Here is a 15,633-nt window from a genome sequence, read left to right on the forward strand (position 1 = left end):
GCCTAGTCACCCGGCTCCAACGCCGCCTGTGTCTGCTGGGGGACACCCGCACGCTTGGAACGACGCAACCGTCGCTCCAGGCGCGTGGCCGCCACCGACAACGCGAAGTTCGCGCTGATCATCAACAGGGCGATCACGATCAGCGCGGGAATGTAGTTGCCGTAACTCGACCCGACGACCGTGCCCTGGCGGACCATCTCGACGAACGTGATCTGGTAGCCGATCGCGGTGTCCTTCAGCACGACCACCAACTGTGATACCAGCACCGGCAGCATTGATGTGATGGCCTGCGGCAACAGGATTGACCGCATCGTCTGTCCCCAGCGCAAGCCCAGCGCGGCCGCGGCCTCGCTCTGCCCACGGGGCAGCGAGTTCACCCCGGCGCGGACGATCTCGGCGATCACCGCACCGTTGTAGAGCGTCAGACCCGTCACCACACCGGCCAGCGCCAGATGCGTGGACATGAACACGTCGTACAGCGCGAACAGGAAGTACGCGAAGATCATCATGATGAGCACCGGCACGGCGCGGAAGAACTCCACGATCACCGCCGAGGGCCACCGGATGAAGCCGACATGCGACAGTCGTCCCATCCCCAGCAGGAAGCCGAGAATCAGCGCCAGCACGATCGAGAGCCCCGCGGCGGTCAGCGTGCCCTCAATACCCGGCAGCACGTAGGTCTTCCACAGGTTGCCGGTCAGGAACGGCTCCCACTTGGCCGCCGTCAGCTGACCCTTGCTCGCGAGCTTGGCGACCACCGCCCAAACGATCAGCGCCGCAATGACAATCGTGACAACCGAGATGATCCGGTTGCGGACCCGCGCCCGCGGACCCGGCGCGTCGAAGAGAACCGAGGCCGTACTCATCGGGCCACCGCCAGCCGCTTACCCAACCACCCGAACAGCAGGCCCAGTGGCAGCGTCAGGATCACGAATCCCAGCGCGAAGATGGTGCCCACCGTCACCAGCGCCGCGGTGTTCTCGATCATCCCCTTCATCAGCAGCGCCGCTTCCGCCACCCCGATCGCCGACGCGATCGTGGTGTTCTTGGTCAGCGCGATCAACACCGACCCGAGCGGAATGATCACCGACCGAAATGCCTGCGGCAGCAGGATCATTCGCAGGTTTTGGCCGAACGTGAAGCCCAGCGAGCGCGCGGCCTCGGCCTGGCCCAACGGCACGGTGTTCACCCCCGAACGCACCGTCTCGCACACGAACGACGCGGTATAGACCGTCAACCCGAGCACCGCGAGCCGAAAGTTACTGTCCTCGATCGACGTTGCCGACGTCGCGTCCACCAGCGTGATGCCCAGCGTCTGCGCCAGTCCGAACGAACAGAACAAGATGATCAGCGTCAGCGGGGTATTGCGCACCACGTTGACATACAAGGTGCCCAGCCAATTCAGCATCGGCACCGGTGCCAGCCGCATCGCGGCCAGCACCGTACCGAGGATCAGCGCTCCGATCGCGGAGAACACCGTGAGCTGAATCGTGGTCCAGAACGCCTCGAAGATCTGGCCGCGATACTCGCTGAAGACCTCCACGCCCGCGCGACCTCAGCAGCCGTCGAGTGCCGGCGGCGCCGGAGCGGTGATGCCGGCCGGGCCGAGGTTCTTGTCGAACGCGGCCTTCCAGGAGCCGTCGGCCTCCATCTTCTTCACCGCATCGCTGATCTTGGTGCACAACTCCTTGTCACCCTTCTTCAGCCCGATGCCGTAGCGCTCCTCGGAGAACGGCTTGCCGACGATCTTGAACGCGCCCGGCGACTGCGCGGCGTACCCGGCGAGGATCACCTCGTCGGTGGTCACCGCGTCGATCGCACCGTTCTTGAGCGCCTCGACGCACGCCGAGTAGGTGTCGTACTGCTGCAACTGGACGCCCGGGTACTTGTCCTTGATCCGCTGGGCCGGGGTGGATCCGCTGACCGAGCACAGCTTCTTGTTGTTCTGCAGCGACTCTGCGCCGGTGATGTCGTTGTTGTCGGAGCGCACCAGCAGGGACTGGCCGGTCACCAGGTACGGCCCGGCGAAGTCGACCTTCTGCTTACGCGCGTCGGTGATCGAGTAGGTCGCGACGATGTACTTCACCTGGCCGTTCTGGATCAGGTTCTCGCGCTGCCCGGACGGCGATTCCTTCCACTCGATCTTGTCCTCGGGATAGCCGAGTTCCTTGGCGACGTACTTGGCCACGTCCACGTCGAAGCCGCTCATCGTGCCGTCCGGGTTCTTCAATCCCAGACCGGGCTGGTCGAACTTCGTGCCGATCACCAGCTTGTCGCCGCTGCCGCCACCGCCGCACGCGGTCGCGGCGAACGGCAACGCGACCGCCAGCGCCGCAGCGCCGACAAGCCGCCAGGAAAGACGGGGGAGTGCAGGCATAGCAGGTGTTCCTTTCGCCCTTAGTGGTTGAGGATCTTGCCGAGAAAGTCTTTGGCGCGCTCCGAGCGCGGGTTGTCGAAGAACTCGGTGGGCGGGGCGTCCTCGACGATCGCTCCGTCGGCCATGAACACCACCCGGTTGGCGGCGCGACGGGCGAAACCCATCTCGTGAGTGACCACGACCATCGTCATTCCGTCGGACGCCAGGGAGCTCATGACGGCCAGCACTTCGTTGATCATTTCCGGATCGAGCGCGCTGGTGGGCTCGTCGAACAACATCACCTTCGGGTTCATCGCCAGCGAACGCGCGATGGCCACCCGCTGCTGCTGACCGCCGGACAGCTGGGCAGGATATTTGTCGGCCTGATTGGCCACCCCCACCCGCTCCAGCAACGACAGCGCGTTTTCGCGGGCCTTGTCCTTACTGACTTTGCGCACCTTCACCGGCGCCAGTGCGACGTTGTCGAGGATGGTCTTGTGCGCGAAGAGGTTGAACGACTGGAAAACCATGCCGACGTCGGCGCGCAACTGCGCCAGTTTGCGTCCCTCCGAAGGCAATTGCTCACCGTCGATGGTGATCGTGCCGGAATCCACGGTCTCCAGACGGTTGATCGTTCGGCACAGCGTCGACTTGCCCGAACCCGAGGGACCCAACACCACCACGACCTGGCCGCGGTCGACCTCGAGGTTGATGTCCTTCAGAACGTGCAGGTCGCCGAAGTGCTTGTTGACGCCCTGAATCGAGATCATCGGCTGTTCGCCGTCGCGCCCCATGCATTCAGACCCTACCCAGGTAACCCCAAGTTTGCCGAGCGTTGATCAATCCGCGATTTCTCTGTCCCTCGGACCGCTCCGTACGATGAGCATGTGACATCGGTGCTGACCAACAACAATCCGGCGGGCGAACTGCCCGGTTCGGGAGACGGTCGCACCTACCAGGTCCGGACCTACGGCTGCCAGATGAACGTCCACGATTCCGAGCGGTTGGCCGGCCTGCTCGAGGCCGCCGGTTACCACCGCGCGCCCGAGGGCACCGACGCCGACGTGGTGGTGTTCAACACGTGCGCAGTCCGGGAAAACGCCGACAACAAGCTGTACGGCAATATCAGCCACCTGGCGCCGCGCAAGCAGGCCGACCCTGACATGCAGATCGCAGTGGGCGGCTGTCTGGCTCAAAAAGACCGTGAGGGACTGCTGCAGAAGGCGCCCTGGGTCGACGTCGTCTTCGGCACCCACAACATCGGCTCGCTGCCTGCCCTGCTCGACCGCGCCCGGCACAACCGGCAGGCGCAGGTCGAAATCGAGGAGTCGCTGCGGGAATTCCCCTCGACTCTGCCTGCGGCACGTGAATCCGCTTACGCGGCATGGGTTTCCATCTCGGTGGGCTGTAACAACACGTGCACCTTCTGCATCGTGCCGTCGCTGCGCGGTAAAGAGGTCGACCGTCGCCCCGACGACATCCTCGCCGAGGTGCAATCGCTGGTCGACCAGGGCGTGCTGGAGATCACCCTGCTGGGCCAGAACGTCAACGCCTACGGCGTCTCGTTCGCCGACCCGGGCACGCCGCGCGATCGGGGCGCCTTCGCCGCACTGCTGCGCCAGTGCGGCGACATCGACGGCCTGGAGCGGGTCCGCTTCACCTCACCGCACCCGGCCGAATTCACCGACGACGTGATCGACGCGATGGCCCAGACCGCGAATGTCTGCCCGGCCCTTCACATGCCGCTGCAATCCGGATCCAATCGCATGCTCAAGGCGATGCGCCGGTCCTACCGCGCCGAGAAGTACCTCGGCATCATCGACCGCGTGCGCGCGGCGATGCCGCACGCCGCGATCACCACCGACATCATCGTCGGCTTCCCCGGCGAGACCGAGGACGACTTCGCCGCCACCCTCGACGTGGTGCGCCAGGCCCGGTTCAGTGCCGCCTTCACCTTCCAGTACTCCAAGCGGCCCGGCACCCCGGCCGCCGAACTCGACGGTCAGTTGCCGAAAGCTGTTGTGCAGGAACGCTATGACCGGCTCATCGAACTGCAGGAGCAGATCTCCTTCGAGGAGAACACCGCCCAGATCGGCCGTGAGGTCGAGTTGCTGGTGGCCACCGGCGAGGGCCGCAAAGACGCCAGCACATCTCGGATGAGCGGACGCGCGCGCGACGGCAGGCTGGTGCACTTCACCCCGGGGGATGCCGCCCCTCGTCCCGGTGACATCGTCACCACCACCGTCACCGGCGCCGCCCCGCACCACCTGATCGCCGATGCGCCGCTGCTCAGTCACCGCCGCACCCGCGCCGGCGACGCACACGCGGCCGGGCAGCGGCCCCGCACGGTCGGGCTGGGCCTGCCACCGGTCGGCCGACCGCAGATCGAGGAGACGACGGGATGCCAGCTATGAGTGACTTCGAGGCATACCGCGCAGAGTTGGAAAAGGCCGAACGCAAGGTGGCCGGGGAGATCCAGCCGGGCGCCCGAGCCATGGTGGTGGCGATCCTGGTGTTCGTCCTGCTGGTGTCGCTGATCCTGCCGCACACCGGCGGCGCCCGCGGCGTCGACGTGCTGATGGGCGACAGCAAGGCGCTCAGCGTGGGTATCGCGCTGCCGTCGCGGCTGTTCACCTGGTTCGCGCTGGTGTTCGGGGTGGGCTTCTCGATGCTGGCGCTGACCACCCGGCGCTGGTTCCTGGCGTGGATCGCCCTGGCCGGTTCGGCGCTGTCCAGCGCGCTCGGGCTGCTGGCCGTCTGGTCGCGTCAGACCGCCGTGCACGGACATCCCGGCCCGGGCATCGGCCTGCTGCTGGGCTGGCTGGCGGTTATCCTGCTGACCTTCCACTGGGCGCGCGTGGTCTGGACCCGCACCGCGGTGCAGCTGGCCGCTGAGGAACAGCGGCGCGCTGCCGCGAGCGAACGTCAATCGCGCACACTGCTCGAAGACCTCGACCGCCGCGAAGGCAAGCAGCCGCCGGCCGCGACCTAGCGCTTCTTACCCAGCGATTCCACCGCGGCGTCGGCCCACTGCCGCCACTGCTCGGCGTTGGCCCGGGCCTCGGCCGCATCCTTGGTGCGTCCCGCGGCTTCGGCCTTCTCCGCCTGCCGCTCGTACTGCTCCACGCGAGCCTGGAACTGTTCGGCGCGGGCCTGCGCCTGCGGGTCGGTCCACCCCGAGTCCGCGGCGTCGCGCACCTTCTTCTCCACCGCGCGCAGCCGGCGTTCCAGGTCGGCGGACCGCTCCCGCGGAACCTTGCCGATCGCATCCCACTTGTCAGTGATCGTCCGCAGCGCGGCGCGGGCCGCGTCCAGGTTCGACGTGTCGAGCTTCTCCGCCTCCGCCAGCAACGCTTCCTTGGCGGCGGCGTTGGCCTGGAATTCGGTGTCGCGCTCGGCGTTCACCGCATTGCGCGCAGCGAAGAACGTGTCCTGTGCCGCCTTGAACCGGTGCCACAAGGCGTCGTCGACATCCTTGGCCGCCCGTCCTGCTGCCTTCCACTGGGCGAGCAGATCGCGGAACGCCGACGCTGTCGCCGACCAGTCGGTGGACCCGGACAGCTCCTCGGCGCGCACGCACAGCTGTTCCTTGGCCTGTTTGGCGCCGGCGCGTTCCCGGTCCAGATCGGCGAAGTGCGAGCCGCGGCGCCGGTTGAAGGTCTCCCGCGCCGCGGAGTAACGCTTCCACAGCGCGTCGTCGGTCTTGCGGTCCAGACCGGTGATGGTCCGCCACTCGTCGAGGATGGCGCGCAGCCGGTCGCCGGCGGCCTTCCACTGCGTCGAGCTTGCCGCCAGCTCTTCGGCCTCGGCGGCCAGCGCCTCCTTGCGTGCGGTCTGCTCGGCGCGGTGCTCGTCGCGTCGGGCGCGATCGGCCGCGGCGGTCTCCTCGGCGTGGTCGCGGATCGCGGCGAGCCGGGCGGCCAGTGCGTCCAGATCGCCGAGAACGCTTGCGGTGGGCAAGGTTTCGGCCAGTGTGGCGGCCGCCGCCTTGATCTTGCGGGCGTCGCCGGTGCCGGAGGCCAGCCGCGTCTCCATCAGCGTGACCTCAGTGGCGAGATCCTCGAAGCGCCGGCCGAAGTGGGCGTAGGCGGCTTCGGTGTCGCCGGCCTGCCACGAGCCGATAGTGCGCTCACCGGCCGACGTGATCAGCCAGACCGTTCCGTCGTCATCGACGCGACCGAACCGATGCGGGTCGCTGGACGGCGGCACCGCCAGTGGGGAAGTGGGGGCGTGCGGCTTGGGGACGGGTCGCGGCGGTCCCGGTCGGGGGGCCGGTTTCGGGGATCCGCCGGCGCTGGGTTCGTCAATGGTCATGGACTCGCCTCACCTACCCTCCGCGCGGGAAGCCCGCGCATCTGCCGCGCGACGCGGCGCCATTACTCCCGTGGCCGGCGTCCGTGGCTTCGGCCGCCGTCCTCGTTGGTATTGAACCAGGTCGATGCCACCTGTGCGCCCGGGTTGGCTGGTCTGAGGTTGCGGACTCTTGTGATCGCCGGGCACGCTGGCGGCGTCGAGGGTGGAGGAGATCACTGATGGCAAAGGCGGATATCGCTGTCCTGCTTGCGTTGTGTGCCGCATTCTTCATCGCGGTCGGTGACGTGATCCAGCAGCGGTCCGCACATGAGGTCACCGACGAGCAGGTGAGCCCGATCGCGTTGTTCAAGCGGCTGCTGCGCGACAAGACGTGGTGGCTGGGCAGTGTGGCCGGTGGCGCCGGCTTCGGATTCCAGGCGGCCGCGCTCGGGTTCGGGTCGGTGCTTCTCGTCCAGGCCCTGCTGGTCACCTCGCTGCTATTCGCCCTGCCGATGAGCGCCTACTTCGCGCACCGCCGGGTGACCCGCACGCAATGGTTGTGGGCGGTGCTGCTGGCGGCGTCGGTGGCGGTGATCGTCACCGTCGGCAACCCCACCGAAGGACATTCCCGCGCGGGCCTCGAGCTGTGGATCTGGGTGGCCGCCATCATGGGCCCGGCGCTGATCGCGTGCGTGATCGGGGCGAAGGTGCTGACCGGAAAGCCCGCCGCGGCGGTGCTGCTGGCGCTGGTGTCCGGCTCGCTGTGGGGGCTGTTCGCGGTGCTGACCAAGGGTGTCGTCGGCCGTATCGACCACGGCATCGTGGCGGTGCTGATGAGCCCCGAGCTCTATGCGTGGGCGCTGGTCGCGGTGGCCGCGACCGCGTGGCAGCAATCGGCGTTCCGGGCCGGGTCGATGGCGGCGTCGCTGCCGACGATGACGGTGGCCGAACCGATCGTCGGCTCGGTCCTGGGCATCTTCGTCCTCGGTGAGACGCTGAGGCCCGGCGACACGGGCTGGTTCATGTTGATCACGGCCGTCGCGGTGATGGTGTGCGCCACCGCGGCACTGGCCCACGGCGAAGCCACGTCGCAGACCGAGCCCGCCGCCGAGCCGGTGGCGGGCTGACGGCCACTACCGTGTTGGGCGTGCTGTCCGCCGTTGTCCTGACGCCGTCGGCGCCCGTCCTGGTGCCCGAGCTGGCCGGCGCCGCCGCCGAAGTCGCCGGGTTCCGCGCCGCAGCGCTGGCGGCTGTCGTCGAGCTGCCCGACCGCTGGATCGCCATCGGGGTCGGGGCGGCCGACGACGTCATCGAGCCGAATACCCGCGGAACGTTCGCCGGGTACGGGGTCGACGTCCCCGTCGCGCTGTCCCCGGACGCGGGTGGCGCGGTGCGGGCGTTGCCGTTGTGCGCACTGGTCACCGGCTGGCTTCGCGGGCAGGCCAATCCATCGGCCCGCGCCCAGGTTCGGGTGTACGACGCCGAGCACGACGCGGGGACGGCGATCGGTTACGGCCGCGCGCTACGCACCGAGATCGACGCCATCGATGCGCCGGTGGGTGTCCTGGTGGTGGCCGACGGCGCCAACACGTTGACCCCGTCGGCGCCCGGCGGCTACGACCCCGACTCGGTGCCGGTTCAGGCCGCGCTGCACGCGGCGCTGAGCGCAGGTGATGTCGACGCGCTGACCCGGCTTCCCGGCGGCATCGTCGGCCGGGTCGCCTATCAGGTGCTGGCCGGGCTGACCGGACCCGCGCCACGCTCGACCACCGAGCTGATGCACGGCGCGCCGTACGGCGTGGGCTACTTCGTCGGCGTCTGGAAACCGTGAGCAGGCCCATCGCGGTCATCGGGCCGACCGGGACCGGCAAGTCGGCACTGGCACTGGACGTCGCCGAACGGCTCGGCGGCGAGATCGTCAACGCCGATGCCATGCAGCAGTACCGCGGCATGGACATCGGCACCGCCAAGCTCACCGTCGACGAGCGGCGCGGCATCCCGCACCACCAGCTCGACGTCCTCGACGTCACGCAGACCGCCACCGTCGCGCGCTATCAGGAGGCCGCCGCCGCGGACGTCGAGGCCATCGCGGCCCGCGGCGCGCCACCGGTGATCGTCGGCGGGTCGATGCTCTACATCCAGTCGCTGCTCGACGAATGGGCGTTCCCGGCCACCGACCCCGACGTGCGCGCCCGGTGGGAACAGCGGCTCGCCGAGATCGGGGTGGGCGCGCTGCACGCCGAGCTGGGCCGCCGCGACCCGGCCGCCGCGGCGGCGATCCTGGCCACCGACGGCCGCCGGATCGTGCGCGCACTGGAGGTCGTCGAGCTGACCGGCCAGCCGTTCGCCGCGTCGGCCCCCCGGATCGGAGCGCCCCGCTGGGGTACGCTGATCGTCGGGTTAGATTGGGAGACAAGCATTCTCGACGACCGCCTGGCGCGGCGCACCGACCTCATGTTCGAGGCCGGCCTGGTCGACGAGGTGCGCACGCTGCTCGGCGGCGGACTTCGCCAGGGCGTCACCGCAGCCCGCGCCCTCGGCTACGCCCAGGTGCTCGCCGCGCTCGACGCCGGGGGCGGCGAGGAGGAACTGGCCCAGGCTCGCGAACTGACCTTCATCGGCACCCGGCGCTACGTGCGTCGGCAGCGATCGTGGTTTCGCCGCGACCATCGCATCCACTGGCTCGGCGGTGCGGCCGCTGACCTCGCCGACCAGGTGGTCTCCCGGTGGCGGGACGTATCCTGAACTCGTGATTTTCGCCAAGGGGCACGGCACCGAGAACGACTTCGTGTTGCTGCCCGACCTGCCCGCACAGCTGGACCTGGCGCCCGCCGCCGTGGCCGCGCTGTGCGACCGGCGCCGCGGGCTGGGCGCCGACGGCGTGCTGCGGGTCACGACCGCGGGGGCCGTCGTCGACGCCGGTGTGCTGGATCGGCTTCCCGAAGGGGTCGATGCCGGTGACTGGTACATGGATTACCGCAACGCGGACGGCTCGATCGCGCAGATGTGCGGCAACGGGGTCCGGGTGTTCGCGCACTACCTGCGGGCGAGCGGCTTGGAGAAGCGCGACGAGTTCGTGGTCGGCACCCTGGCCGGTCCGCGGCCGGTCGTCGTACACCACGCCGACGGGCTGCAGGCCGAGGTCACCGTCGACATGGGCAAGGTCAACCTGCTCGGGACCGGCACCGCCACCGTCGGCGGCAGGCACTTCACCGGTGTCGGCGTCGACGTCGGCAACCCGCACCTGGCCTGCCTCGATCCCGGCCTCACCGAACAGGCGCTGGCCGCGCTCGACGTCGCCGCGCCGGTGGTGTTCGACCGCGGCCAGTTCCCGGACGGCGTCAACGTCGAGGTGCTGACCATTGCCCGTGATGGCGCGGTCACCATGCGGGTACACGAGCGTGGTGTCGGCGAAACGCGCTCCTGCGGTACCGGGACGGTGGCCGCGGCGGTCGCCGCGCTCAACCATCTCAACCTGTCGACGGGCACCATGCGGGTCCGCATCCCCGGCGGCGAGGTCACCGTCGAGGTCAGCCACACCTCCAGCTCGCTGCGCGGCCCGTCGGTCCTCGTTGCGCACGGCGAACTCGCCGACGCCTGGTGGGCGGCCCAGCACTGACGGCACGTTATTCGGATGCGCCACGTTGGACAGGCGTGACACCATCGATTACCGCTTCTGACACGCAAGGCCTATGACGAAACCTGACTCTTCCGACCCCAGCGTCGGCGAACTCGCGCTCGAGGACCGCGCCGCGCTGCGGCGCGTCGCCGGGCTGTCCACCGAACTCACCGACGTCTCCGAGGTCGAGTACCGCCAGCTGCGCCTGGAGCGGGTCGTCCTGGTGGGGGTGTGGACCGAGGGCACCGCGGCCGATTCCGAAGCCAGCCTCGCCGAGCTGGCCGCACTGGCCGAGACCGCGGGTTCCGAGGTGCTGGAAGGACTCATCCAGCGCCGCGACAAGCCCGACCCGTCCACCTACATCGGCTCCGGCAAGGCTCAAGAGCTGCGCCAGATCGTGATCGCGACCGGCGCCGACACCGTGATCTGCGACGGCGAACTCAGCCCCGCCCAGCTCAACGCGCTGGAAAAGGTGGTCAAGGTCAAGGTGATCGACCGGACCGCACTGATCCTCGACATCTTCGCCCAGCACGCCACCAGCCGGGAAGGCAAGGCGCAGGTGGCCTACGCCCAGATGGAGTACATGCTGCCGCGGCTGCGCGGCTGGGGTGAGTCGATGTCGCGGCAGGCCGGTGGCCGCGCCGGCGGGGCCGGCGGAGGTGTGGGTACCCGCGGCCCCGGTGAGACCAAGATCGAGACCGACCGGCGCCGCATTCGCGAGCGAATGTCCAAGTTGCGCCGCGAGATCAAAGACATGAAGCAGATCCGCGACACGCAACGCAGCCGCCGGCTGTACAGCGACACCGCGTCGATCGCGATCGTCGGCTACACCAACGCGGGCAAATCCAGCTTGCTCAACGCGTTGACCGGTGCCGGTGTACTGGTCCAGAACGCGTTGTTCGCCACCCTCGAACCCACTACTCGCCGAGGCGAATTCGACGACGGACGGCCGTTCGTGCTGACCGACACGGTCGGGTTCGTCCGGCACCTGCCCACTCAGTTGGTCGAGGCGTTCCGCTCCACACTGGAAGAAGTTGTCGACGCCGACTTGCTGGTGCATGTGGTCGACGGGTCCGACAGCAACCCGCTGGCCCAGATCGAGGCGGTTCGGCAGGTGATCCGCGAGGTGCAGAACGATCACCACGCACCCCCGGCTCCGGAGTTGTTGGTGGTCAACAAGATCGACGCCGCCGACGACCTGACGCTGGCACAGCTGCGTCGGGCGCTGCCCGGCGCGGTCTTCGTCTCGGCCCACACCGGCGAGGGACTGGAGCGCCTGCGCAGTCGGCTTGGCGAGCTCGTCGAGCCGCGGGAGGTCACCGTCGACGTGACGATCCCGTATGACCGCGGCGATCTCGTCGCGCGCTTGCACAGCGACGGACATGTCGACGCCGTCGAGCACACCGAAGCGGGCACCCGCCTGAAAGCTCGGGTGCCCGCCGCGCTGGCCGCCGGCCTGCGCGACTACGCCAGCTAGGCCGCGTCCTTCGCCGAGCTTTCCTGAGCGGAAGCGCTTGCCGCCGAGGGCTTTCCGCTCTTGCCCAGGCCAGATTTCGCCGGCTTACCGGTGCTCTTCACCGTGTCGTCGGTCTTGGGCTTCTCGGACTTGGCGGTCAGGCTGGGACGGCTGGAGGCCTTGCGCTGTACCGGCTTCGAGGCGGTCTCGGTGCCCGACTTCTGGGCGGTCGGCTCACTGCTTGCCGACGCGCTGGTGGTTGCGGCGGCCAGCGTGCTCGTGGGGGTCGCCGCCGGCGTCGACGGCGCCGCCGGAACCGCCACACCGAGGTCACCCAGTGCGTCGCGGACACCCTGGACGGCCGCCTTGGCCAGGTCGACACTCAGCTTCACCGGGTCGATCGGAGTGAAGATGGTGAACGGCGTCGGCCGGCCGTAATTGCTTCGGTCATAACCGGTTTCGATCAGCACCCGGGTGACCGGCGAGATCAGGTCCACGAACGGCTTGATGATCGCGGTGGTGCCGGTCGCCGCGCCGATGTCCAGCAGCGGCTGCATGATCGGCAGGGTCTTGGCCGGGATCGTGATGTAGAGCGTGTCGTTGTAGGTCTGGCAGTTCTTCGGGCTCTGCGAGCAGTCGATCGCCACTTGAAGCTCCGGAATCGTGTAGCCGTAGGGGAGTTCGGTGGCCGGCTGGGTGCCCCGCGGCGACAGGTAGTTGCCGTGGATGTACCAGAACCCGGCCAGCGCGTTGAGGTCGGCCAGCACGTTGAGCGGGTTGGCCGGGAAGTCGGCGACCCCGTCGTACTGGAACGCGATGTCGGTGGTGTTCACCGCGGGCAGCACCGTGGTGTCGGTGGGGGCCGGCTGGCCGAACGTGGCGTCCAGGATCGGCACGGTGCCGAGCAGCGCCAGCCGCTCGAACAGGCCGCCGTTCGGGCGTTGGGGGTCACCGATGAGGACGAAGGAGTACCGGTCGGGGATGACTCCGCCGTTGGCGTCGGCCAGTTGCCGCTTGACGATGTTCGACACCGTCGCGCCCTGCGAGTATCCGAAGATCACGATGTCGCCGCCAGGGTCGGCTGTGTTGGCGGCGGCGATCTGGTCGTTGAGGCTCTGCACACCGCTGGCCACGGACACGTTCCACTTGGCGCCGTTGAGACCGCCCCAGCCCGCGAACGGGAACGGCCAGAACTGCGCGATGTAGGGCACCGGCTCGGGCGTGCAGACCGTCGCGCAGGCCGGATCCAGCGGCTGGATGTAGTAGTTCACTGCGTTTTCCATGTAGTTAGTGCCAAGCGGCGGCACCGAGGGATCCGGGGTGCCCGTGCCCGGGACGATCAAAGCCACCGCCGCCAGGCTGACCGCCGAGGTGATCGTGCTGGTGATGGCAAGAACGACGGCCGCGAGCATCGCCAGGGCGGCGACCATCGCCGAGCGCGCGGCGGTGCGGAGATTTTTACGCATCAGCAAACTCTCTTCGTCGATATCGAGATTGCTGCGATCATGGCATGAGCGCACTTATGGCGTGAGCCGAATGTGAGAAAAAGCTGAGAAAAACTGCTACCGAATCACCGGGGGCTCATGCGCCCGCACCGGCGGGAGCGGATCGGTGAACTTCTCGACCTGAACCAGCACGGCGGCGCCGGTGCACCCGCGAGCCAACGACGAGGTGCCGACATCATCGGTCAGCACGTTGGGATTGCCGTGCACGCACATCGCGTCCGGGTCGGCCGGATCCAGCGGGTCGTACCACGCGCCGGTCGACAGCTGCACCACCTGCGGCCGCAGCGCCTCGTCGATCACCACGCCGGCCAGGCATGCCCCGCGGTCGTTGAACACCCGTACCACGTCACCGCCGACCAGGCCCCGCTGTGCGGCATCGGCGGGGTGGATCCGAATCGGCTCGCGGCCTTCGACCTTCGCGCCCTGACTGACCGCACCGCCGTCGAGCTGGCCGTGCAGCCGGGTGGCGGGCTGGTTGGCGATCAGGTGAAGCGGAAAACGCTGGGCACGTTCCCCACCCAGCCACTCGGTGGGCTCATACCAGCGGGGGTGGCCGGCGCAGTCCGGGTAGTCAAACCCGGCGATGTCGTCGGAGAAAATCTCGATCTTGGCGCTCGGTGTGGCCAGTGCGTGTGCCTGCGGGTCGGCGCGGAAGTCGGCCAGCAGGGTGAGTCCGGTCTCGACGGGAAGCCGCACGACGCCGTCGGCCCAGAACTGGTCGAACTCGGGAACAGCGAAATCGATTTCTGCCGACCACTTTTCGTACAGGTGCTGCAACCACTGTCGGGCGGTGCGTCCCTCGGTGAACTGCTCGCCGAAGCCGAGTCGCTGTGCGAGCGCAGCGAAGGTGGTGTAGTCGTCGCGGGACGTGGCGAACGGCGGCGCCAGCGCGGGCATCGCCACCAGAAGCGGGTCGTTGCGGGACCCGGAAAAGTCGTCACGTTCGAACGCGGTGGTCGACGGCACGACGATATCGGCATGCCGCGCCATCGGCGTCCAGTACGGCTCGTGCACCACGACGGTGTCCACCCGCCCGAGTGCCCGCCGCAGCCGGGACAGATTCTGGTGGTGGTGAAAGGGATTGCCGCCGGCCCAGTACACGCATCTGATGTCGGGGTAGGTCAGGATGCGCCCGTTGTAGGTGAAATTCTCACCCGGGTGCAGCAGCATGTCGCTGACGGCCGCGACGGGGATGAACGTCTGCACCGGGTTGTAGCCCTGCGGTAGTGCCGGCAGCCGGTACCGCAGCGGCGGCAGGCCCGGCTCGTTCATCGAGCCGTACCCGTGGCCGAATCCGCCTCCGGGAAGCCCGATTTGGCCGAGCATCGCCGCGAGGGTCAGTCCCATCCAGGGAGCCTGCTCGCCGTGGCGCAGCCGCTGCAGTGACCAGCTGACGGTGACGATCGTGCGCTTGCAGGCCATCGTCGTGGCCAGCTCGGTGAGGACAGCGGCGTCGATCCCACAGATCTCGGCAGCCCACTGCGGTGATTTCGGCACGCCGTCGTCGGTGCCGAGCAGGTACCGCTCGAATCGCTCGTAGCCGGTGCAGTAGATCTCGAGGAACTCCCGGTCGGCCAGGTTCTCGGTGGCCAGCACGTACGCCAGCGCCAGCATGATCGCCACGTCCGTGCCCGGTACCGCAGGCAGCCAGCGGCAGTCGCCGTCGACGTCGCTGCGCAGCGGGCTGATCGAGACGATGCGTCCGCCCTTGGCGCGGAACCGTTGCAGCGCTTCGCGTGCCGGATGCCCGGTGGTGCCGCCGTGGTTGATGCCGGTGTTCTTCAGATTCACCCCGCCGAAGCACACCAGCAGGTCGGTGTGTTCGACGATGACGTTCCATTCGGTGGACCGCTTGAACAGGTCATCGTGGGTGCCGACCACCCGCGGCATGATCACCCCGGTGGCGCCCAAGCTGTATGAGTGCCGCGAAAAGGTGTATCCGCCAAGCATTTTCAGGAACCGATGCACCTGACTTTGTGCGTGGTGAAACCGGCCGGCGCTGGCCCAGCCGTAGGACCCGCCGTAGATCGCTTCGTTGCCGTAGGTGTCGACGACCCGGCGCAGCTCGCCGGCGAGCAGCTCGGTCAGTTCGTCCCAGTCCATCGCGACGAACTCGTCGGCGCCGCGTGCAGTGCTGGGCCCGGGGCCGTCGCGCAGCCATCCGCGGCGGACGGCGGGCGTGGCGATGCGCGACGAGTGCTTGAGCGACCCGGGGATGTTGCCGAGCAGGGGAGAGGGATCGGTGTCCCCGGGGAACGGGGTGACGCCTGCGATCTCGCCGTCGGCGACCTCAGCGTGAAACGCTCCCCAGTGGGTGAGGCTCCTGCGGGCGTCAGGCACCCAGTGATTCTAGGCGGCGGCGCCCCGACCTGTGATTTTGGCGACCAACCATCCGGTTGGTTAT

Annotated in this window: 14 protein-coding genes; 7 read left to right on the forward strand and 7 right to left on the reverse strand. The window is 68.5% G+C overall.

Annotated elements, in window-relative coordinates:
* Positions 1–2 precede the first annotated feature (2 nt).
* From K0O64_RS11400 to K0O64_RS11415, 4 genes are read right to left on the reverse strand one after another with little or no spacing between them, the layout of a single operon-like run.
* Positions 3–866, reverse strand: coding sequence for an amino acid ABC transporter permease (locus K0O64_RS11400; protein WP_071945774.1), 864 nt, complete (start codon positions 864–866; stop codon positions 3–5).
* On the reverse strand, positions 863–1,543 hold the full coding sequence (locus K0O64_RS11405) for an amino acid ABC transporter permease (RefSeq protein ID WP_071945772.1): 681 nt from the start codon (positions 1,541–1,543) through the stop codon (positions 863–865). Before K0O64_RS11405 ends, K0O64_RS11400 begins: the two co-directional genes overlap by 4 nt.
* Positions 1,544–1,555: 12 nt before the next feature.
* Positions 1,556–2,377: a glutamate ABC transporter substrate-binding protein gene (locus K0O64_RS11410; RefSeq protein ID WP_071945770.1), complete on the reverse strand. Its 822-nt coding sequence runs from the start codon at positions 2,375–2,377 to the stop codon at positions 1,556–1,558.
* A 20-nt stretch (positions 2,378–2,397) separates the two neighbouring features.
* Entirely contained in the window at positions 2,398–3,126 is a 729-nt protein-coding gene (locus K0O64_RS11415) for an amino acid ABC transporter ATP-binding protein (protein ID WP_071949940.1), read from the reverse strand.
* Positions 3,127–3,243: 117 nt separating this feature from the next.
* On the opposite strand from K0O64_RS11415, the gene miaB reads away from it, so the two are divergent.
* A complete protein-coding gene (miaB, locus tag K0O64_RS11420) occupies positions 3,244–4,770 on the forward strand; it encodes a tRNA (N6-isopentenyl adenosine(37)-C2)-methylthiotransferase MiaB (RefSeq protein WP_174714117.1) in 1,527 nt (508 codons plus the stop codon).
* Entirely contained in the window at positions 4,767–5,348 is a 582-nt protein-coding gene (locus tag K0O64_RS11425) for an Rv2732c family membrane protein (protein WP_372507713.1), read from the forward strand. The genes miaB and K0O64_RS11425 overlap by 4 nt, the downstream gene beginning before the upstream one ends.
* On the opposite strand, the gene K0O64_RS11430 is transcribed toward K0O64_RS11425, so the two are convergent.
* On the reverse strand, positions 5,345–6,670 hold the full coding sequence (locus K0O64_RS11430) for a DUF349 domain-containing protein (RefSeq protein WP_071945766.1): 1,326 nt from the start codon (positions 6,668–6,670) through the stop codon (positions 5,345–5,347). The two genes, K0O64_RS11425 and K0O64_RS11430, sit on opposite strands and share 4 nt — an antisense overlap.
* Positions 6,671–6,888: 218 nt before the next feature.
* Between K0O64_RS11430 and K0O64_RS11435 the strand changes: the two genes are divergently transcribed.
* The 5 genes from K0O64_RS11435 (at position 6,889) to hflX (ending at position 11,745) form a co-directional block, all read left to right on the forward strand.
* Positions 6,889–7,776 (forward strand): DMT family transporter, encoded by an 888-nt coding sequence (locus tag K0O64_RS11435; RefSeq protein ID WP_071945764.1) that lies wholly within the window; start codon positions 6,889–6,891, stop codon positions 7,774–7,776.
* Positions 7,777–7,796: 20 nt separating this feature from the next.
* On the forward strand, positions 7,797–8,480 hold the full coding sequence (locus tag K0O64_RS11440; protein ID WP_071949938.1) for a class III extradiol ring-cleavage dioxygenase family protein: 684 nt from the start codon (positions 7,797–7,799) through the stop codon (positions 8,478–8,480).
* Positions 8,468–9,394 (forward strand): tRNA (adenosine(37)-N6)-dimethylallyltransferase MiaA, encoded by a 927-nt coding sequence (gene miaA / locus K0O64_RS11445; RefSeq protein ID WP_425574825.1) that lies wholly within the window; start codon positions 8,468–8,470, stop codon positions 9,392–9,394. The genes K0O64_RS11440 and miaA overlap by 13 nt, the downstream gene beginning before the upstream one ends.
* Before the next feature lie 4 nt (positions 9,395–9,398).
* Positions 9,399–10,268, forward strand: a complete 870-nt coding sequence (gene dapF / locus K0O64_RS11450; protein WP_071949937.1) for a diaminopimelate epimerase — start codon at positions 9,399–9,401, stop codon at positions 10,266–10,268.
* Between the two features lie 73 nt (positions 10,269–10,341).
* Positions 10,342–11,745 carry a GTPase HflX gene (hflX, locus tag K0O64_RS11455; RefSeq protein ID WP_071945760.1) on the forward strand — a complete coding sequence of 468 codons (1,404 nt, stop codon included), beginning with the start codon at positions 10,342–10,344 and terminating at the stop codon, positions 11,743–11,745.
* Here hflX and K0O64_RS11460 read toward each other — a convergent pair.
* Positions 11,742–13,190, reverse strand: coding sequence for a PE-PPE domain-containing protein (locus tag K0O64_RS11460; protein ID WP_071945758.1), 1,449 nt, complete (start codon positions 13,188–13,190; stop codon positions 11,742–11,744). The two genes, hflX and K0O64_RS11460, sit on opposite strands and share 4 nt — an antisense overlap.
* A 96-nt stretch (positions 13,191–13,286) precedes the next feature.
* The gene (locus K0O64_RS11465; RefSeq protein WP_071945755.1) at positions 13,287–15,569 is read right to left on the reverse strand and encodes a molybdopterin-dependent oxidoreductase; all 2,283 of its coding nucleotides are present in this window, start codon (positions 15,567–15,569) and stop codon (positions 13,287–13,289) included.
* Positions 15,570–15,633 lie beyond the last annotated feature (64 nt).

This window comes from Mycolicibacterium pallens (assembly GCF_019456675.1).
In the GTDB taxonomy this organism is placed as follows: Bacteria; Actinomycetota; Actinomycetes; order Mycobacteriales; family Mycobacteriaceae; genus Mycobacterium; species Mycobacterium crocinum.

Bases quoted from the DNA above. Each gene is read 5' to 3' on its own strand.
- K0O64_RS11460 (WP_071945758.1), bottom strand. From the start codon at position 13,190: ATGCGTAAAAATCTCCGCACCGCCGCGCGCTCGGCGATGGTCGCCGCC.
- K0O64_RS11430 (WP_071945766.1), bottom strand. From the start codon at position 6,670: ATGACCATTGACGAACCCAGCGCCGGCGGATCCCCGAAACCGGCCCCC.
- K0O64_RS11435 (WP_071945764.1), top strand. From the start codon at position 6,889: ATGGCAAAGGCGGATATCGCTGTCCTGCTTGCGTTGTGTGCCGCATTC.
- hflX (WP_071945760.1), top strand. From the start codon at position 10,342: ATGACGAAACCTGACTCTTCCGACCCCAGCGTCGGCGAACTCGCGCTC.
- K0O64_RS11415 (WP_071949940.1), bottom strand. From the start codon at position 3,126: ATGATCTCGATTCAGGGCGTCAACAAGCACTTCGGCGACCTGCACGTT.
- K0O64_RS11425 (WP_372507713.1), top strand. From the start codon at position 4,767: ATGAGTGACTTCGAGGCATACCGCGCAGAGTTGGAAAAGGCCGAACGC.
- K0O64_RS11410 (WP_071945770.1), bottom strand. From the start codon at position 2,377: ATGCCTGCACTCCCCCGTCTTTCCTGGCGGCTTGTCGGCGCTGCGGCG.
- K0O64_RS11400 (WP_071945774.1), bottom strand. From the start codon at position 866: ATGAGTACGGCCTCGGTTCTCTTCGACGCGCCGGGTCCGCGGGCGCGG.